This is a genomic window from Roseobacter denitrificans OCh 114 (genome assembly GCF_000014045.1).
In the GTDB taxonomy this organism is placed as follows: domain Bacteria; phylum Pseudomonadota; class Alphaproteobacteria; order Rhodobacterales; family Rhodobacteraceae; genus Roseobacter; species Roseobacter denitrificans.
Window position 1 is genome coordinate 1,074,629 of the sequence record NC_008209.1, and the last position, 20,897, is coordinate 1,095,525.

A 20,897-nucleotide genomic window follows, 5' to 3' on the forward strand; every position below is an offset into this window, starting at 1 on the left:
AGACAGAGCGCCCTGAGCAGATGGAATGGCGCGGCTGGCATTATCAACAGATATAATCATTTTAGATTAAAGGTTTAGCGGGTGGCCAACAGGGTGTTGCGCCGCAGCCTTGCAGCGCTGCAAATCAGTCGACAATGCGCGGCGAGCTTGGACGCATGCGCCAGTTTTCCGTGGTTCCACAGCATGATGCAGGTTAACCACAAAATTGAATTGCATTTTAGTTGTATTGTAATTTGGACCGTTTTCGGGGTATTTCTGAGCATGGAATGGGGCCTGCGGCCGCGTGTTTTCCCGGCAATCCGCCGATGAAGGAGGCCAGCCCCGCATCAGAGTGCGACAGCAAACGGCCATGTTGGCCCGGCGTGGATTGAGTTAAACGGTAGGTGAATACGGCGATGACGGATGCTCCCAAAATCTCGGCGATAGCGACGCAACAAGAGGTTGCGGATATCGTCGCGAGCTTTAAGGACGGGGCCAGCATTGACGGGTTGATGCTGCTTGATGCCGCTTCCAAGCTGGATGTGATGGTCGCTGAAGGGGCCGAAATCACCAAACCGCTCATTCTGGGCGATGATCTGCTGTTTGTGCAACCCGACGGGACGATCATCGGCCTGCTGGACGGGGCCAAGGCGGATTTTGCACTGAGTGCTGAGGATTTGACGATCCCATCGCAGAACATCATCGCCGTTGCCCTGCAGCAGGGCGCCTGGACGACGGTCGCAGATGCGGTTGAGGTGGATTTGCAGGTTCTGAGCACAACAGTGCCCGGACGTGACGGCGGGTCAGGTGAGCAGGAACAGGTACTGGCGGGCGATCCGTTGAACGGCCTGCCGATTTCGCCGCTGCTGCCCCCGACCGAGTATCAGTTTCCAGAACGGCGCGACCGCGATGTTGGCGCAGATGATGGCGGCTTTGGCGAGCCGGATGTTCAGTTTGGCGGCGCGGGTCTGGTTTCGCTGGTCGAGACGGACAGCGGCCTTGTCATGCGGTTTTCGAACTTTGTCGAGGTGATTGCCGGGGGTGCTGACGTTGGCGAGCAGATCACCAATGTGACACTGACCTTGCCCGGGCTTCCGGTGGGAACGGTGGCGAACAACGGATCCTTTTCGTCAAATGGTGCAACGCAGACCTTCAGCTTCAACGGCACGTTTGAACAATATAACGCGCTGGAAATCACGCTGCCGAGGGATTTCTCCACCGAAAGCCGGAACGACTCCACGCCCGGTGATCTGACGGGTACGATCACGGCAAGTTCGAACTTTCTGGGTCAGGCGTCGCTGGATTTCCCGGTGACGGTCGCCGAAGAGGGGGATCTGGATTTTGGTGCCAGCGTCTTGCGCGCCCCGGAGACGGATTCGCCCGTCGTTTTCAGGTTGAACGATGGCCTCACGCCCCAGTCAACAGATGCGGATGGATCGGAATCCATATTGTCCGTTTCTGTGGATTTGACGGGCCTGCCTGCGGGTGCACGTGTTTCCACCGATGGGGGTGCAAATTACACCGCCGTTTCGGGCACCTATTCGTTTTCGGGCACATTGGCCGAGTATGAGCAGATTTTTGTCGAGCTTCCGGCCGACTATTCGACCACCAATCCGCGCAACACGATCACCGCGACGGTTCAGGCGACAACAGATGAGGGCGGCAACGAAATCCGCCCGATGAACCTGATTGTGGATGCAACACCGGATATCGTGATTGCCCTGCCCCAGACCATCAACGCGATTGAGGATGGCAACGGTGCAGACGGCAGCGGCGTTACGATAGACCCGACCCCCGACGCGATTACCGACCGCATTTTTGTCGAGGATATTGACGGATCAGAAGATGCCACCGTGGTGGAAATGGCCTTTACCGACCTGCCCACCGGCACCACTTTCTCAAATGGCACGTTTGATCCCGCGACGGCGATCTGGACCGGGACAATGGCTGAGGCGAACGCGCTGACGCTGGATGTGCCGGGCGATTATTCCGGTACATTCTCTTCGGTGATTACGGCCACCAACCCGGAAGGAAGCGAGACAGCAACGCAGACGTTCGTTGTGGCACCGGCAGGTGACGTTGATATAAACGTTTCGCCGATTGTCGCGGCGGAAACGGACGCGCCGGTTGTTATCAATCCGTCGGTGAGCTGGACCGTTTCGGTGTCCGATACAGACGGTGCGTTGCCGCCTGAAACCCTGCAATCCGTGTCACTGACCCTCAATGACCTGCCTCCGGGGGTCGTTGTCCAAAACGCGCCGGCCGGCAGTGTTACCTATGACCCTGCGGCTGGTGGCGTTTTGACCTTTTCAGGGACCCCCAGTGAATATGCCCTGCTGCGGCTGGTCTTTCCCGAAGACTATTCCACCGAAAGCTCCCCGCTGGCGAGCGGCGTCATCACAGGCACAATTTCGGGTGTTTCGAACGAAGGCAGCGCGGGCCCGGATAACGTCGAACTCAGGATCACCCCGGAAGGTGACGTGCAGATTGACCCGATTGTCATCCCGACTCTGACCGAAGAAGAGTTCCAGCAAAGCTTTGCCCTGGGCGATGTGCTGGACCTGAAGGTTACTGACAACGATGGTTCGGAAGCTCTGTCGTCCGTCTCGGTCGAGATTACCGGCCTGCCCGCGATTGATTTCACGCTGGCGAATGTGTCTGGTTTCGGATCCAGTGTGTCGCTTGCAACATCGCCTGTTGACGGCACGCAAACGCTGACGGCTGTCTTTGACAGCGGTAATATTCAGGCCGCGTTCGATGCCGCGACCATCAGTCTGCCGGTCGATTTTTCAACCGCCAACCGCTCCGATTTGAACGCAGGCATGACCCAGCCGATTGCGGTCAGCGCGACCGCCCAGACGGACGAAGGCGGGCAAGCCACCGCACAGTCTTTTGTCAACGTGGATTTTGTCGAGGATATCGACCTCACGCTCGCGCTGGAGATCACAGCCGAAGAAGACGGCGGCGTCCAAAACAGCAGCATTGGCGTGCGGGTCCCGCTGAATATCCTGATCGACATCACAGACAATGACGGGTCCGAAACGGATGTGGCGGGCTCCCCCTTCAGCGCTGAGGTTACGATTGAGTTTACCGATCTGCCACCGGGGGCAAGCCTTACCACCGGCACATTGACCGGGACAAACTGGACCGGCACGGTCGACGACGCGCGCAACCTTGAAATTGATTTTCCGGGCGATTATGCAGGCACCACATTGGCGAATGTCACTGTGACAACGCTGGAAGGCGTCGAAAGCAGCCCGACCGCAATCGTGATCACACCGACACCTGACATCAATATCAGCGGTGAAATCGTTGCCACGGAAACGGATAGCCCGGTTTCCGTGCTGTTTTCCGACTTCATCAACCTGACAATCAACCCAGCGAATGAAACCCTGTCTTCACTGGTTTTCACCCTGCCGGATTTGCCTGCGGGGATGGTAGCGCTCGATGGCGCGGGACAGCCTGTTGGCACGTTCACCCCTGACGGGTCCGGGTTATTTACCTTTGTGTTTGATTCAACGGCCGAACCTCTTGTCGATCCGGCAGACATAACCCTGACCTTTCCCACGGACTTTTCATCAGAAAACCCGAACCTGCCCCTGCAAGCGGAATTGGTCGTGGTCAGTATCCAGAATGGTGTTCTGAACGCCCCGGTCACAGCGTCAATTGATGTCACGGTCCAACCCGAAGGCGACGTGCGGATTGACCGGATCGGAACGGCCGATTTTGTCGAAACGGATGCGCCGATTGATTTCAAGCCTTCTGATTATCTTGACCCCATCGCCACGGATGCGGATGGGTCGGAATCCGTTCAACTGGTCAATGTCACCTTCAATGCGCTGCCCACAGGCACGGAGTTTTCAAGAGATGGCGTGACCTTTCAGACAGCAAGCTTTGATCTGAATTTCGTCGGCACGCTTGCGGAATATGACGCGCTTGTCATTCGGCTGCCTGCCGATTTCTCAACCCAGTCGCCTGCAACGACGCTGACGGGCACCGTCATCGCAACAACGGATGAATTTGGTTCAGCGAACGAGACATTCGATGTCACCGTCTCCGCCGAGGGCGATTTGCAGCTGATCGGCACGGGGACAGTGACCCTGAGTGAAAACGATGCGCCGGGTGCGTTTGATTTAGACGGGACCGTGCAAATACCGCAGGATGTGCGTTTGGCGGATGTCTTGACGGCCAGCCCAACAGATGCGGACGGGTCAGAAGAAATCAGTCGTGTGATCATTACGCTGGCGGACCTGCCAGTGGATGCGCAGATTTCTCTGGATGGCGGGGCCACTTTTGCGCCTTTTGGCACACCGGGTTCTGCTAATTTCGAGGTCTCGTCTCTAGCTGAATTCGAAGCAGTGGTATTGCGCCTGCCGGATGATTTCTCGACGCAACGCCCCGAGGGCGCGATTACCGGCACGCTGAATTTCATCACTGATGAGGCCATTCTCAACAGTGAAACGACGCCTGCACCGGGGACGGGCAATCTGGCGCAGGCAATCACGATCGAGGTCACGCCAGAGGCGGATGTGTTCATCGCAGGTGTCGATTCCGTTGTGATCGAAGACCTCGGCACGCCGATTGACCTTGGCCTGACGGCGGCGATCACCGATCAGGATGGGTCTGAAACGCTGACCGCGCTGTCCGTGACTTTCACGGGGCTGCCAACCAATGGCCCCGTCGAACTGTCTGATGGCACGCTTCTGACGGCCAGCTCCAATGTCTGGACGGGCACCACGTTGAGCGACCTTTCGGGCCTGTCGATTGTGCGTTTCCCGGAGCATTTCTCCGGTGTGATTGACCTGACAACAACGGTTGTGACCAATGAAACCGGCCCCGCAGGAGAGAGCGTTTCGACAACCGTTGAGGTCACCCCCGTGGCCGAACCCGAAATTGTCCTGACAGTGGTGCCGGGTGCCTTTGTCACGTCGGTCGGCCCTGACGCGTTTTCTGTCAAGGAAGACGCGGGCGAGGATACGAACAGAACCTCTGACGATGGTTTCCTGTTGCAGATTGATGCCACCACCCCGGATCAGGACGGGTCCGAAGCGCTACAGCAAATCGTGATTGAAAACGTGCCAGCCGGATGGCTGACAGCAGGGGATGGTGCCGTCGATGCGTCGCGTTTTGCAACCGGTGGCGGTGATGTGGCCAGCGCCGATGTGGTGGGAACGACGCTGACGATCACCCTGAATCCGAATGTCGTGGCGTTCAACGCGCAGCTTCAGATGATTCCGCTGAGCGATCAGGATCAGGACGTGGAGACCCTGACAGGCGGTGATCTTCTGGCCACGGTCACGTCGGTTGATACCGCTGCCGGACTGCCAAGCGATACCGCCACGGCGCGCGATGGTGTTGATGTCAACCTTGACGCTGTTGTTGACGATATCAACCTGCGCACGCGTGACCGCAACACGAATGAAAACCTCGGCAACCGCCGCGTGGTCGATGCGGGTATCACGCGGCTTGAGCTTCAGGACACCGATGCCTCGGAAAGCTTTACCGCCGTCATTTTCACCGTCACCGTGGATACATTGAGCGATACGTTCGATCCGGCAAGCCTCAGCGATCTGGTGTTGAATTTCGACGGGCGCGACAGCTCTGTGGACGTGGCCCGCACGGACCCTGTTCCCGGTGACAATGAAATCAGCATTGCTCTGACCCGACCTGCCGGGGTGAGCGATACAGACTTTGCCTCGGCAATTACCGGGTTGCGCTATAGTGTGCCGCAGAAATTCTCCGGTGTTTTGACCACGCAAGGCGAAGTCTTCTGGAAAGAGACCGACACGGGCGACGAAGAGATCGATTTTGTCGACAATTTCGGCAGTGCCGCGTTCTCGACCGTTGTGACCGTGCGACCCGTGACCGAAGCCACGCTGGATGCCGGTGTGTTTGTCGTGGATACCGATTTCGTCGTCGCAGCGGGCACGGATGAAGTTGGCGCGGTGGCGACACGGGCGAACCCGACGGTTGAGGACACAACGACGCTGACCTTGATCGAAAGCACCAACGACAGCACCGGCGAGGGTCAGGTTCAGGCGTTCCTGCGTCTCAGCGCGCTGACGCCCGACACGGATGGCTCCGAAGAGCTGACCGAAATCGTGGTGTCGAACATCCCGTCATCCTGGATCGGCGTGGCGGAAACCACGCAGAACGTGACACTGAACCAGTCGATGTTCTTCAACATCACGGGCACTGGCGCGATCGCGCAGGCTGAATTCGACAAGATCGACACGGCGACCTACAACGCGAATACCGGCGAACTGACCATCGCTTTCTTGCCGGATGTGACCGATTTCGCCGGAACGGTCGCAGTTTACCCAGCACTTTACGAAGACTACGATGTGGATCGTGCCAATGGGGATCCGTTCACGGATGATGGCAACTTCTTTGGCGCTGATCTGAATTTCGCGCTGACCACCACGGATGGAAACACGGTTACGACCCGGGATCTGAGTGTTGATGTGACGGTCGACGTTGATGTCGATCCGGTCAACAACGAGGCCTTTGTGCAGGCGTTCCCACGCGGAAACGAGGCGGTGATTGATGCCGCCGGTGGTACATTCGATTTCTCCTTTACCCCCTTTATCGAGGATATGGATGGGTCGGAGACGATCATCTCTGCCGTGTTGCGCAATATCCCGAACTTCCTGACTGTCTATGTGACCGACCCGGCCAATCCAAGCGGGCCGAAAATCCCGGCATTGCTGACCGAGATCAACGGCGATGGCACACTGGACTGGAGCCTGAACGAAGATCAGTGGCAAGGCGTTGAACTGCGCGGTGTGCCGGAGCATTTCTCTGGCGATATCCCGATTGCCGTCGACATCGTGACCCTTGAGGCGAATGGCACGACCGGCGTGACGAACCTGTCGACCGCTACCATCAGCATTGATCCGGTCGCGGATGGCGGGAACCCCAGCGAGACGTTCCGCACACTCGAAGATCAGGCGGTGCGCGTTGTTCTGGATGGCAATATCATCGACCAGACGCCGGAATCTCCGGAAATCATCGAAGACGCCTATACCATTTTCAATGTTCAGGCCGATAGCGAAGGACGTCTGCCGCTGTTTTTTGATGGTGTGCCAAATCAGACGGGCACGACGCCTGCGGGCGATCCGATCTATTCCAACCTGATTTCCCCTGATGCGTCTGGCACCTACAACATTACTGCCGCGCAGTCGCCAAACCTGCATGTCTTGCCCGGGCAGGACAGCAACGAGGCGGTCGTCTTTCAGGTCGAGGTGACGTATGTCGAATCCAGCGTACTTCCGGGTACGCCCGGCCCTGCCGAGACGACAACCGGCATTGGCACCGTGACGATCAACGTCGAAGGCGTCGCAGACACGCCGGACGTCGCTGTTCAGGACGCCGACCCTGCCGCGACACCCGGTGGGATCGACAAGACCACGATCAATGCGATCTATGATCCAAGTGGGACAACCGGCGGTGTGCCTAATCAGGATCTCGCCTACGCCTACGCCGGGTTCGACGACACGCCGTTCCAGCTGATCGAACGCCTCAGCGATGATGCGCTGCAGCTGGGATTCAATGACCCGGCCGTTACAAATACGTTTGAAGCGGCGGATCCGTTGACGGGTGCGCGTGATGAGATCCTCTTTGCCGACGGCGGTCCGGATGGGTCTGAGACGCTGTATTACATCATCACGGATATTCCGCCCGAACTCCGTTTTGTCGGGGGCACACCCATAGATGCCAGCGGCGAGACTTACCTTGTGACCGCAGCGGAACTGGCCACTGTGACCGTGGTGCCGAATGTGGCCGTGAGCGATCCGAGCTATTTCAACCTGACACTGAACGCCATCGTCACAGAAAACGACGTTGATCTGTCCAGCGTGCGCCAGATTGGTCCGGGTGTCGACGTGCAGGACGTTTTGAACGATATTGACGGGTTGACGGGCGGCAGTGTGACTTCCTCGGATTTCTCGATCATTGTCCTGCCCAGCGGGAATGCGGTCGGTGGTGGCAGTTGTCCGCCAGGTGACCCCCGGCAGTTGCCGATCCCCGAATTGACCTTTGTTGGGGATGCATTCGAAGACACCGGCAATGAGCTGAAAATCCAGCTCACCGAAGTCCCCGGACAGTGGGAGAGCATTGATGATCTGAGCGGTCAGCCACTGGGTGTGGACAGCTTGGGTGTGAGTGGTGATTTCGGCGTGGGCCTGACACTGCCGCCGGGCGCGACGCTGACGTCCTCAACGCCGGGTGCAGTGCTGTTTGATCCGATCACCGGCCAGTACACAATCGATTTTGCCGCCCTTGGAACGGACAGCAGCAACCCGCTTTTGACTGCTGGGACAGTGACTTACACTCCACCACCGCAAGAATCGAGCCCAAGCAATCCGTTCCCCGTCGGTGATACATTCGGTACGGCTGACCCTTACGATAGCCTGCCCGACATTCAGACCACATCGGTTCTGAACAACTTCACCTGCAATAGTTTTTCGAGCCAACCCGGTACAATGCCTGTGTTTGTGCAGCCCGTCGTGGATGGCCCGACGATTGCCATCGGCGCACCGGCATCCGCCCTCGAAGACACCGCTTTCTCGGCTGACATTACCCTGTCCAGTGTCGATGAGGGCGAGCGTGCGACAGGCGATGTTGTCATCACCCTTGGGGGGGGACCCGGACGCCAGATTGTTTGACGCCAATGGTGAATTGACACCGGATGCAGGCACCGGGCCGGGGACGGGCAATCCGCCCACCTTTACTCTGAGCCCAAACGCCGTGGGCACACTTGAAGTCCGTGCGGCAGAGCATTTCAGCGGACCCTTGGACATCACCGTAACTGCGTCCAGCGAAGACATTGACGGTAGCGTCGCGTCAAACACAACAACGCGGACGATTGATATCATCCCGGTCGCTGATGCGCCCGAGTTCGTCTATAATCCGGATCAGACGGCGACCGAAACCGGACTGCCACTGGTGACGGACCCGACGGGGCCTGTACCGATCGTGACCATCGTTGAGGACAAACCCATCAGCTTTGGCGAGATATTCCAGACCGCGCAATCGCCGGATCAGGACGGATCGGAAACAGCCTCTGCCGTGATTGGGCCGTTGCCGGATTACGTGATCCTGTCCGGTGCCAGCGGCATTATCGACAATGGGGACGACACGTTCACCGTGCCGGTGTCCCAACTGAATGCGCTGACGATCTCACTGGTGGATGAACACGCCCGCACGCCAGACAGCGAAGACGCAACCATTCTGCCCGAAATCCCGGTCTCCATCACGATCAACACGCTGGAGCTGGCCAACTCGGATCAGAACCAGGGCGTGACCGATTTTGTCCTGCGGGTCCTACCTGATGCGGATAAACCGACCGTGCAGGCCAGTATCTCCCCGACCGGAGGGGCCGAGGATGATGGGACGCAATATGATATCACCCTTTCCGCTACCTCGCCCGATGTGCATGAAACGATCAGTTTTGAAGTCACCTTGCCTGCGGGCAGTGCGCTGTTTGTCGGCGGGACGCCAGTAACAGTACCGGCCAGCGGTATCGTCGTCATTCCGGGTATCCCGGACCCGAGCTTTAGCGGGCCGGGCATCGGGTTCATTCCAGCCGGGACGGTGTCCTTTGTACCACCTGCTGATTTCGCAGGGGATGTGTCGATTGATGTTGTGGCCATCACAACGGATGAGAGCACAACCTACAGCTACACGGACACCGAACTGTCGGATGTCGCGAACCTGAACCTCGCGATCACCGCGACGCCGGATCTGACGGTGACGGTGACGGACCCTGTGGTGACCCTGCCAGAAACGGATGCGCAGGTGACGTTCACGCCTTCGTCAAACGTGGCCCTTGATGTCACCGATACCGACGGGTCAGAGAGCATTGATTCCGTCACCTTCGAGATGTCTGGCGTGCCTGCGGGCACCACCTATTCCGTCGGTGCAGGCGATATTGCGGCAAGTGGCACGCTTGTCTTTACCGGGACCGAGGCAGAGTTTAACGCGCTGGTCATCACCTTCCCGACGGACTTTGCCACAAACGGCACGCCGCTTGCGTCGACCGTGACAGCCACCACGAATGAAGGCGGCAACGTAAGCGAGAGCTTTGATCTTGATATCACCGGCGAGTTGGATGTCGATGTCAGTGTGACGAACACAGACCTTGCACAGCAGGAAGGCGTGGATCTGCTGGTCGCGCTGGGGATTGATGCGCAGATCACGGATATTCAATCGACGCCATCCGAAACACTTGAAACGGTGGTTGTGACCTTTGATCAGCCGCTGCCTGCGGGCACATTGGCATCAGACGGCGCGCTCTCTGCGACCCGTTCCACGCTGACCTTCGCACGCGGCGCTTTGTCGCCTGCCGATTTTGCGCTGGCGATTGCGGCGCTGTCCCTGACGGTGCCTGCCAGCTTTGCGGGCGATATCACGGGCACGGTTTCGGTCACGACCAATCATGGCACCGCACCGGATGTGCCCTTGGCGGTCAATATCAACGCGCGTCCGGATATTGTCGCACCGGTCGATGTGCCACCTACGTTTGATCAGTCGCAGGTTGTGACTTTTGCAGATTTGCTTGCCAATGCGAGTGATACGACGGCCATGACGGTGGAAAACATCACCTCACCCGATCCATTGGTTCAGATCAGCGTCGCGGGGACAGATGTGACCATCACGGTGCCGCCGGGATACGTCGGCACACCGGTGCTGGAATACGAAGTTGTCGATAGCGCCCCGGTTCCTGCGCGCTCCTCAGCTACGGCAAATCTGGATATTGATACGTTGCAGATGCAGGACAGCGGCACCGTTGTCACGGGTCCGGACGGTGTTGTGCGCAGCCTGATGACGGATGTCACGGGGGATGCGACGCTCGGCGGGACCGTCGCAAAAGGCACCGACAATGATGATGCCGTGGATTGGCTGGCAACGCAGCGCGATTATGCCGGGATCACCGAGTTCCAGTTGATGGGTGGGTCTGACTTCATCGACCTCAGCGGGGCGGCGGGCGGCTTCACGATTGACGGCGGTGCGGGCAATGACATCCTGCAAGGATCCGACGGGCGCGATACGCTGCTTGGCGGTGCGGGCGATGACATCTTTGTGCTCGCCTCCGGCCCCGTGACAATCGCGGATGAGATCGGTGATTATGGCGCAGGCGATCAGATTGATCTGAGCGAAGTTGTGAATGGTGTGAACAGCGTTGGCGGCCGCGTGTCTTATGACAATTCCACCGGCGTCTTGCAGGTGGATGGCAGCAATGCGTTCGAGGTCGGATCGGCAGGTGGTGGTATCCCGGCGCAGGTCGAAGTGATTTTCGAAGACAGCGTGGGTGCTGCGCAAACGGCCATCGTCTAGCGCTCGCGCAGGGCCTCAAGGCGCGCTTTGCGCAGCGGTTTGAGCAGGTAATCCAGTACCGTCCGTTCCCCGGTCAGAATATCGACCGAGGCGATCATGCCGGTGCGGATTTCGTGGGTTTCACCGTTGCGCGACAGCGCATTCGAGTCCGTGCGCACGATGATGGGGAAATACGTCTCGCCGGTTGTTTCATCGCGCTCCGCATCTGCGCCAATGCGCACGACGCGGCCTTCCAGTGCGCCGTAGATCGTGAAATCAAAGGACGTGAGTTTCACCTTTGCGGGCAGATCAAGGCGGATGAACGCGATGTCTTCGGGCCGCACGCGCGCCTCGACCTCTAGATTGTCATCGGCGGGCACAATGCGCGCGACCTCTTCACCCGGTGCGATGACGGATCCGAGCGTATTGACGTTCAGGACCGACACGATGCCCTCGACCGGCGCGCGCAGGCTGGTGCGGTTCAGGATATCGGAGGCGCGTTTCAGGGTTTCGTCCAAGACGCTGAGTTCATTCAGGGTATCCGAGCGTTCGGTGTTGATCTCTGCGCGCCGGTTGAGGTTCAGTTCGCGCACGCGCGCTTCGGCTTCGCCCAGTGCCGTGACGGCCTGACGGCTGCGGCTGAGGACGGAGTCGCGTTCCTGCCGTTTTCTGGTCCGCTCGCGTTCAATCGGGATGATTTGCGCGCGTGGCACGACGCCGGAAGCTGTGCGCAAGGCGATTTCCTCGTCGAGCAATTCGAGGCTTTCGTCAATGCGGGCCAAGGCGCTGCCAAGCTCTTCGATCTCCTGAGAGCGTTGCTCCACCTGCGAGACAAGCACCGTGCGCTGGGACAGATCAGCCGCCTGACGGCTGTCGAAAAGCGCCATCTCCCGCAGGGCGAGCGGGTGATCTTCGGCCAGCCCGAGGCTGGAAAAATCCGGAGCGTCCTCGCCCAGCAACTCTGCTTCGAGCCGCAGGGCCTTGGCCAGCATCGCATCGCGCCGCGCGGTGATTTCGCCAAGGGTCGACGCGGCCCCGATGTCATCAATGCGGATCAACACCTGACCCTGTGTCACGGCATCGCCTTCGGAAATCAGAATGTCGCGCACGATGCCGCCCTCAAGGCTTTCCACATTCCGCGCACGTCCGGAGGGTACGACAACACCCTGCGCACGGGCCATCACCTCGATGCGTGCCCAAGACGCCCAGGACACGGCCCCCACCAGCAAGCCAAGAAGGACCAACAGAAAAACCAGCGTTAACAGCCCGCGACCAGTCGACCGGGGGCGGCGCGACGCCTCGAAATCCCATTCCGTGCCGCTCATGATGGCGTGCCCTTGCCAGCGTCTTTCAACGACGACAGCACCTCGTCACGGGGTCCATAGCTGCGCAAGGTGCCGCTGGTCATGACAGCCACATGTGTAACGAGCCGCATAAGCGCCATGCGATGGGTCGAGACCACAAGGGTCATGGGTTTGCGCGCCAGCGCCCGTTCAACACCGTCAATAAACAGCATCTCTGATTGCATATCCATCGCGGAAGTCGGTTCGTCCAGTATCAGCACGCGCGGCTGCGGCAGCAATGCGCGGGCCAGCGCGATCATCTGGCGTTGCCCGCCCGACAGATTGCGCCCGCGTTCGGTGATCTGCATGCCAAACCCATCCGGGTGGCTGGCGGCGATCCGATCCACGCCCGCGTCACGCGCGGCACGCAGGATATCCTCGTCTCGTGCACCGGGAACGCCAAAGGCGATGTTCTCGGCAAGGGTGCCGGTGAAAAGCACCGCTTCCTGCGGGACCAGTTGCACAAAGCGGCGCAGCGTTTCGGGGGCGATCTGCCGTGTATTCAAACCATCCAGCAGGATCAGCCCATCCGTGGGGGGCCACAGCCCGGCCATCACCCGCGTCAACGATGTTTTGCCTGCCCCGATCGGTCCGATAATGCCAATGTGGCTGCCGGCGGATACCTTGAGAGAGACGTTTTTCAAGGCCGGAACCACCGCGCCCTGATAGTTCAGCGAGACGTCTTTCAATTCAATCTCACCGGAACGATCGGTCGTGTTGATCGTGCGCCCCCGACCATCCGCATCAGAGCGTTGGTTCATGAGTTTGCCCAAGGATTGCAAGGTCGAGATCGCGAAGCTCCCCCGCACAAACAGCCCTGTGACCGCCGCTGTGGGGGCAAGCGCGCGGCCCGACAAGATCATCGCGGCAATGACCGCACCCATGGTGATCTGCCCTTCCAGCGCGAGATAGACGCCGATCACCACGATCCCGATGGAGGAGGCCTGCGTGGCCAGCGCCGTCAGTGTCGTGGCGAGTGTCGCAAGGCGGCGGCTTTTGGCTTGGGTCATCGCGGCGTCCGCACTTTGCCGCTCCCAGCGGGATTGCATGCGGTTGTGCCCGGCCACGGCTTTGAGGGTTTCGAGTTCCGACACAGCCTCCGAGGCCACGAGGGTTTTCGCCCCGCCGGTCGCGCGGTTGTGTTCGGACGCACCGCGCAGTGGACGCAGGATAATCAGGCCCATCAGCAGGACAAATCCCAGCGCAAGGGCAGGGGGATAGGCCAGCGGCCCACCAATGTAATAGATCAGCGCGATAAACAGCACCGCAAAAGCCAGATCAATCAGATGCGACAGCGTCTGGGATGAAAAGAAATCCGCAACCTGTTCGTAGTCTTTGAGCGTGTTCATCAGGCTGCCCGATGGCGGCACGTCTTCGTCCAGCCGCAGGTTCGAGACATGCCGGAACACGCTGGCCGAGACCGAGGCATCGACCTTGCGCCCCACCCGGTCGATAACTCCCGAGCGCAAGAGCTTGAGCAGCGCGTCAAACCCCAGAGCCAGCGCAACACCCGCAACAAGCGACCAAAGCGTGATGATGGCCGCATTGGGAAAGACGCGGTCATAGACGTTCATGGTGAACAGCGGCACCGCGAGGGCGAGAAAATTGATCAGCACCGAGGCCAGCACGACCTGCATGTATTCCGGCCAGAACGGGCGCAACGCCCCCCAAAGCCAATGGCCGGAGGCCGTGGGCAGCTTGGTATCCCCCAGCGTTTCGGCCTGACGCTGCAGAAGGATCACATGGCCCACATAGAGATCCAGCAGGGCCTTTTGCGTAATCTTCAGCGTGTCTGACGCCTGTGACGGGCGCAAAACCGAATAGGTTTCATCCTCGTTCCGGGCGGTCAAAACGCAGGCGTCACGTCCGCGCAACAGTAAGACGACGGGGAATTCAGCGGGATCAATGTCACCCAAGCGGCGCCGTTCGAGCCGCGCGCGCATGCCATGCCGTTCAGCGGCAGAAACGGCCAGTTCGGGTGACAAACGCCCATCGGACGGCAGACCAAGGCCCCCGGTCAGCACTTCGACGGCGATGTCTGTCCCGCTGATGCGCATCGCTTCGACGAGAGATGCCGCCAAAGGGTCGGTTGGGCCAGCGTCCAGTGCCCAATCCGGATTGGACCGCGTGACCTTTGCGACGATTTCCTGTGTTTTGGCCTCTGTGCCGCTGCCTGTGGTGATACGCGCGACCCGCGATTTGGCTGGTTTATCCGGTTTGGAGATGGGAACCCTCCGTTCTGCGGTCACTCAGACTGTACGCTTTTGCGCCAATCGCTAAAGCCGCGCGCGTCATCGCGCAGCTTCACGGGTTCGGAACTGACCCCCGGTGCCCCTTCGGCGCTGGCGGCATATGCATTGCTGTCTTCCGGCGGCTCGATTCCAAGTGATGGCAGCAGGATTCCTGCCGCAGCCAGTAGACGGTATTTCAGGAATACCTCCAAAGACCTAGCATTCTGTAAATTTACTTCGGATTGGAACAGCGCGTTCTGCGTGTTCAAAACATCCAGCAGTGAGCGGTTTCCGACATCAAATTCCTGCGTATAGCTTTCCAGCAAGTCGCGGGACAGGGTGGCCTGTCGCTCAAGGATATCGGCGCGGCGCAGGGCCGACTGCAGGTTCGCCCAGGATTGTCGCACTTCACGTTCAACCAAACGGGTCTGCGTCAAAAGCCGGGCGCGTTGCTCTCCCACGCGGCGCACTTGTTCTTCGCGTTCGCCGCGCTTGCGGTTGCCCTGAAATTCATAGCGTAAAACGAGGCCGACCGATGCATCGCGCACTTCCCCTTCAAAGCCACGCATATCGTCCCCGTAGCGCGTGACCGCTTCGAGATCGAGCGTGGGCGCCCTGTTGGCATTCGCTGTGCGCGACAAGGCCTCGGCGGCCCCGACGTCGGATTGGAAGAACAGGATTGTCGGGTTGCGCCGCCACGCCGTGGCAAGCGTCTCTTCGACCGTTGCCGGCAAGCGCGCGGCAGGGCTTGGCACCGCGTTCAATCCATCAGGGGTCACGCCAACGGTTTCCAGAAACAGGGCGCGTGTGTCCATTTCGTTCAATTCGAATTGCAGCAGGGTGTCTTCGGCGAGAAACAGGCGTTCTTCGGCCTGTTGCAGATCGCCGATCCCGAGAATGCCATTGTCAAACCCGCTGCGGATTTGTTCGAGGATGTCACGGTGATAGGTCAGGTTTTCGCGGGCCAGTTGCGTCACCCGTTGGGTGCGCAGAACGTCGCTGTAGACGCGAATGGCCTCGAGCGACAAAAATTCGGCACGCTCAAGAACGCGATAGGCGGCGGCGTCGATCCGGTAGGCCTGCCGCTCCACTTCCGACCGTGTCGCCTTGCCGTCATAAAGCCGCTGCGTCACGCGGCCCGTGACCTCATAGCCGAAAATCGCATCGTCCGAGGAGGTCAGATCACTGGTGCGCGTGCCATCATTGATGCTGCCCTCGGCGCGGGATTCAAATTCAACGCGCGGGGCGAAAAAGCTTCTGGCCTGATCAAGTTCGAATTCAATCGCCTGCTTGTTGGCTTCGGCGGCCTTGATCTCAGGGTTGGTTTCCAACACGAACAGAATGGCGTCTTCCAGCGACAGCGCCGACGCAGGTTGCGATATACACAACCCCAGCGCGAAAGCGAGGATGCTTGTTTTCGTCTTCATCAGTGCCTGTTTGGACAACATCATAACTTGCAACCCACTGTGATTTTTTATTCTGCTCTTTTAACACATAACAAATAGTCTCCACTGGGAATTGTACAGAAGTTGCCTCATTTTTGTTCTGTTCTTGTGCAGAGTGTGACAGTGCAGTATCACTTTTAACAACTGTAGATTAGCTGGTTGGATCCCACGTGTTGTTCAGAATGCTCTTGGCGCTTTGCCTGTTCTTGCCTGTTTCACTGTCCGCACAAGATATCGGGACGATCAATTTCGACTTTGACTCGGCTGAACTGGATGCCGAGGCGCAGGCCAAGATTGTCGAGATTGCCGAGCAGTTGAAGGAAAACCCTTCGTATAAACCGACTGTACTCATTGGCTTTACGGATGCTGTTGGTGGTGTAGGCTATAATGATCAACTGGGCCTGCGCCGCGCGAATGCGGTCTCAGCTGCCTTGTTGGAACAGGGGGTCAGCGTCGACCGGATCGGTACGGTCTCAAGCCGTGGCGAGCGTGAGTTGCTTGTGAGTGTCGCGGGGCCTGAACGGTTGAACCGGCGTGTCACCGTGACCTTGGGCGAGATGCTGGCGGCCTGCCGAACGTACCGCGAAGTTCCGCTCACGGCGTCCTCTGTCGGCGATGAATTGCAAACGGACCTTGAATCGCGCCTGTCCGAAGCGGAAAGTTTTTTTGCGCAACTTGCCGCCGCGCGCCGCAGCGGTGCCGCCTTTCAGATGGCCGGTGCTGCACGCGAAGATTGCAACATTGCCGTCGGATATGATGCCTCTGCCCTGCGCAAGGTTGAATACGCGCAGCGTTGTTTTTGCAGTTCTGCCCGGATGCGCGTCGCGCTGAACTGATCTGACCACCCGTGCCGCGGGCGTGCGCAGTCTTTCCTTGAACCGGGCAGTGTTATTCCCCAGTCTGAACGGGCCTGCTTACGGGATACGTCGAAAGGGGAACCATGATCTGGTCAGTTGCATCCAAGCTTGTCTCTAACCTTGCCGATGACGCCAAGAAGAAGGGTGTAGACGGCGACAATATCCTCAAAAAGACATTTGGCCTGTCCAGTGAAGGTATTCCAATCGGCCGCGAGGACGAGCCCGTCGGCTATGTCCGCTGGAAGGCGCAAAACAATGATGCCTCTTCGCAGGGAGTTTTGAACGAGGGTGCCAAGGGCGAATTGCGCTGGCGGGAATATCTCTGGACAGGGCCTGCGACGATAGATGAATGCGATTGGGGGGCTGTGCGCTGGCGCTTTTACAGCAATGGCCTTGTGTGTTTCGATGCACGTATGTCCAACATGAGCGGTACGCTGGATTATGGCGACATCCAGGGCCACCGGATCGAGTTGCGCGAAAAGAACGGGTTGCTGTTGGGTGTCTGGATCGCCGGTTTCTTTGTGCGCCGGTCGCTGCCGCAGCGTGGGTTTGCATCGTCATTCGTTGATGATCACGAGCCGCTTAAGATACACTTTGCCGACATTGATGACAGTCACCTTGGGGCCTGGGTCTGCCTCTGATCTCGCGGCATTTTCAAATGAAGCCGAAAGGTGTTGTCGCGTTATTCGGTCTGGTTAGACAGTGAGCCCTTGCCGATACTGCGCTTGCAAGCCTGAAAGGAGCCATCATGTCCGCGCAGTATTTCGCCCCCAAAGGAGGACACCCGGATCAGAGAACCCTGCTGACGGATCGTGCGATTTTCACACCGGCCTATGCTGTGATCCCCAAGGGGACGATGCGCGATATCGTGACGAGTTTTCTGCCCTTCTGGACGGGCACCCGTCTGTGGGTTCTGGCGCGTCCGATGACCGGCTTTGCCGAGACGTTTTCCCACTACATCATGGAGATTTCGCCCGGTGGCGGGTCGGACCGCACGGAAACCGACCCACAGGCGCAGGCCGTTCTTTTTGTTGTCGAGGGGCAGGCAACCCTGACGGTTGCCGGGCAAACACATGTTCTAGAACCCGGCGGCTATGCCTATCTGCCCCCATCATGCAACTGGACAATGCACAACAAGGGATCGGACCCGCTGGTGTTTCACTGGATCCGCAAAGCCTATGAGGCTGTGCCGGGTGTTGAGCAGCCCGACGTGATCATCACAAACGAACAGGAGATTGCGCCAACGGTGATGCCTGACACGGATGGGGCATGGGCCACGACGCGTTTCGTTGACCCGGGCGACATGCGCCACGACATGCATGTCACCATAGTCAGTTTCAAGCCGGGCGGGGTGATCCCTTTTCTCGAAACCCATGTGATGGAGCATGGGCTATATGTTCTGGAAGGCAAGGCCGCCTACCGGCTGAACAACGACTGGGTCGAGGTCGAAGCGGGCGATTACATGTGGTTGCGCGCCTTTTGCCCGCAGGCGTGTTACGCGGGTGGCCCCGGTGATTTTCGGTATTTGCTGTATAAGGACGTGAACCGGCACATGGGGCTGCGGCCTCTTCACCGCGACGGTGTTGCCTGAAGCCCGGTGCGAGAAACCTGACCGACTAATCATTGTCTGAGATGACGGATGTCAATGCGTCATGTGATTCAGGTTTTTCGCATGACGCTTTAATGCTCAGTCTGAAAGTACCGGGCTGTCCCCGCATCCGGGGTGCTCTGCGGGTGGAGGCGCACGACCCGGGCTGGAACCCCGGCCACTGTACACCGCGCAGGCACATCTTTCAGCACGACACTGCCCGCGCCGACCTTGCTGAACGCGCCGATTTCGATGTTGCCGATAATTTTTGCCCCAGCACCGATCATCACGCCCTGCCGTACCTTGGGATGGCGATCTCCCCGGATTTTTCCCGTGCCACCCAGCGTCACGTTTTGCAGGATTGTGACATGGTCTTCGACAACGGCGGTTTCGCCGATCACGATTCCTGCCCCATGATCCAACATCAATCCAACCCCGAGCCGGGCAGCCGGATGAATGTCGGGACCCAAGGTCATTGATGCGCGGTTCATCAGCCAAAGCGCAAGTTCGCGCCGGTCGTCCAGCCAAAGACGGTGGGCAATGCGATGCATCTGCACAGCGTGGAACGCCTTGTGACTGAGAAAGGCCTGGACAAATGTCAGGCTCGCCGGATCACCGCTGTAAATCGCGAAAAGATCCTGTGCCGCCGCGGTCGAAATCGTTGGATCAGCCTTGATGGTGTCCGAGAACAGCGCACCGTAAGTGTCGCGGGCGACCTCATGACAGCCAAGGGCGTCACAGAGCCGCCGGGCGAGCGCGTCAGAAAAGGCGTTCCAGCGCAGAACTGCGTTTTGCAGGACCGGGGCCAAGAAGGGTTCGGATCGCACCACGATTTCGGCTTCTTCTCGCAGGACGGACCAGAACTCCCCAAGGGTGCGCTTTTGTCGGTCGTGCGCCATGCTCAGTCCCTTCGCGCATGGGTTTGGTGATTGGCTTTTGGTGCGTTGGCGGCATCCGTAGCTTGGACAAAAAGACCCAGAATGACGAGGATCAAAGCGGCAGCCTCAGCGCCGTGCGGGAATTGGTCGAGAACCGGAATTGCCAACACAGCCGCAATGCCCGGTGTGAGCGCGGTCAGTGCTGCGGCCCTGCTTCCGATAAGTTGAAGCGCGCGGCCAAAGGCAAAGAGAGACACAAGGCCAGCCAAAACACCCTGGAACACTGCCTGAAAAGTAACATCGCGGAGGTCGGCGCTGCTGATCTGCGATACACCGGGGAACGCCAAGATCGGTGTCAGCACCAAGACCGACAGGGCTGCGACAATGGCCGTTGCCACGAAAGGTCCGACGTCAGATCGCCCGAGCGTCACGGCAAAACAGGCCCAACAAAGTGCACCCAGCAGAAAAAGCACGTGCCCGACCCAAACCGCGTCGCCCTCAGGGGCACTTGATGTGTACCACAGGATCACCCCGGTGCCCGAAAGAATGAAAAGGCTTGCCACAGCTTTCCGGGGCGAGATGCGTTGCCCCAAGAAGATCGCCCCAAGGGCAATCGCAAAGACGGGCATGAGGCCCGGGACCATCGCACCGGCATGCGCGACCGGTGCAAAGGTGAGACCATATCCGACGCATAAGGTGAACGGCGCGCCATAGGCCGACAGTAGCACACAGCGTTTCACCCCAAGCCGTGCAACATGCTCCCGGTTACGCCAGAGAACGGGGAGGAGGACCGCCGCCGGAATTGCCGCGCGAAACCAGGCGAGGTCCACAACGGACAGCGCGGTCACGCGCCCGCTGGACGTAAGAACGAGCCAACTGGCCCATATCAAGACAGCGACCGACATCCAGCCGTAACCTGCGAGCACTTCCCGGTTTTTGTATAGCTTCCGCTGCATAAAGCCCCCCGCGTAGACGCCGGCGCGCGTTGGAGCGCACCGACATATGCCGTTTCTGACTGAAGGTCTGGATAGCGCGATCAGCCTTGCGCTGCGCGAATTGTCCGCACCTGCTTGCCATCCATCCCCCAATTGTCGAGTGACACCTCGTCAATCACGACGAAAGTTGTCGCAGGGTTTTTGCCCAGCACCTCGAACAGCAGTTCCGTGACCCCTGCAACTAGCCGGGCCTTTTCCTGCGCCGAGGGACCGGTTCCCTGCGGGCCGCCCTCTTGTGTCACCTTGATGTTCACGTATGGCATTG

General features: G+C 59.1%; 11 protein-coding genes. 5 read left to right on the plus strand and 6 right to left on the minus strand.

Going from position 1 to position 20,897, the window contains the following annotated elements:
• Nucleotides 1–395 precede the first annotated feature (395 nt).
• Together RD1_RS05150 and RD1_RS05155 are read left to right on the plus strand one after the other, a co-directional pair.
• Nucleotides 396–8,645, plus strand: coding sequence for a beta strand repeat-containing protein (locus RD1_RS05150; protein ID WP_011567399.1), 8,250 nt, complete (start codon nucleotides 396–398; stop codon nucleotides 8,643–8,645).
• Nucleotides 8,638–11,316 carry a hypothetical protein gene (locus tag RD1_RS05155; protein WP_074958840.1) on the plus strand — a complete coding sequence of 893 codons (2,679 nt, stop codon included), beginning with the start codon at nucleotides 8,638–8,640 and terminating at the stop codon, nucleotides 11,314–11,316. The genes RD1_RS05150 and RD1_RS05155 overlap by 8 nt, the downstream gene beginning before the upstream one ends.
• Here RD1_RS05155 and RD1_RS05160 read toward each other — a convergent pair.
• From RD1_RS05160 to RD1_RS05170, 3 genes are read right to left on the minus strand one after another with little or no spacing between them, the layout of a single operon-like run.
• On the minus strand, nucleotides 11,313–12,620 hold the full coding sequence (locus RD1_RS05160; protein ID WP_011567401.1) for an HlyD family type I secretion periplasmic adaptor subunit: 1,308 nt from the start codon (nucleotides 12,618–12,620) through the stop codon (nucleotides 11,313–11,315). The two genes, RD1_RS05155 and RD1_RS05160, sit on opposite strands and share 4 nt — an antisense overlap.
• Nucleotides 12,617–14,887 carry a type I secretion system permease/ATPase gene (locus tag RD1_RS05165; RefSeq protein ID WP_011567402.1) on the minus strand — a complete coding sequence of 757 codons (2,271 nt, stop codon included), beginning with the start codon at nucleotides 14,885–14,887 and terminating at the stop codon, nucleotides 12,617–12,619. The genes RD1_RS05160 and RD1_RS05165 overlap by 4 nt, the downstream gene beginning before the upstream one ends.
• The gene (locus RD1_RS05170; protein WP_011567403.1) at nucleotides 14,884–16,296 is read right to left on the minus strand and encodes a TolC family outer membrane protein; all 1,413 of its coding nucleotides are present in this window, start codon (nucleotides 16,294–16,296) and stop codon (nucleotides 14,884–14,886) included. Before RD1_RS05170 ends, RD1_RS05165 begins: the two co-directional genes overlap by 4 nt.
• 188 nt (nucleotides 16,297–16,484) lie before the next feature.
• Between RD1_RS05170 and RD1_RS05175 the strand changes: the two genes are divergently transcribed.
• The 3 genes from RD1_RS05175 to RD1_RS05185 all read left to right on the plus strand — a co-directional run bounded on the left by RD1_RS05175 (nucleotide 16,485) and on the right by RD1_RS05185 (nucleotide 18,762).
• Entirely contained in the window at nucleotides 16,485–17,150 is a 666-nt protein-coding gene (locus RD1_RS05175; protein ID WP_011567404.1) for an OmpA family protein, read from the plus strand.
• A 104-nt stretch (nucleotides 17,151–17,254) separates the two neighbouring features.
• On the plus strand, nucleotides 17,255–17,812 hold the full coding sequence (locus RD1_RS05180; RefSeq protein WP_011567405.1) for a hypothetical protein: 558 nt from the start codon (nucleotides 17,255–17,257) through the stop codon (nucleotides 17,810–17,812).
• Between the two features lie 107 nt (nucleotides 17,813–17,919).
• Nucleotides 17,920–18,762 (plus strand): bifunctional allantoicase/(S)-ureidoglycine aminohydrolase, encoded by an 843-nt coding sequence (locus RD1_RS05185; RefSeq protein ID WP_011567406.1) that lies wholly within the window; start codon nucleotides 17,920–17,922, stop codon nucleotides 18,760–18,762.
• A gap of 89 nt (nucleotides 18,763–18,851) precedes the next feature.
• Here the strand turns inward: RD1_RS05185 and cysE are convergent, their stop codons facing one another.
• The 3 genes from cysE to RD1_RS05200 form a co-directional block, all read right to left on the minus strand.
• On the minus strand, nucleotides 18,852–19,658 hold the full coding sequence (cysE, locus tag RD1_RS05190; RefSeq protein ID WP_011567407.1) for a serine O-acetyltransferase: 807 nt from the start codon (nucleotides 19,656–19,658) through the stop codon (nucleotides 18,852–18,854).
• Nucleotides 19,659–19,660: 2 nt separating this feature from the next.
• Nucleotides 19,661–20,593: a DMT family transporter gene (locus tag RD1_RS05195; RefSeq protein WP_011567408.1), complete on the minus strand. Its 933-nt coding sequence runs from the start codon at nucleotides 20,591–20,593 to the stop codon at nucleotides 19,661–19,663.
• 80 nt (nucleotides 20,594–20,673) lie between these two features.
• Entirely contained in the window at nucleotides 20,674–20,895 is a 222-nt protein-coding gene (locus tag RD1_RS05200; RefSeq protein WP_011567409.1) for a tautomerase family protein, read from the minus strand.
• Nucleotides 20,896–20,897 lie beyond the last annotated feature (2 nt).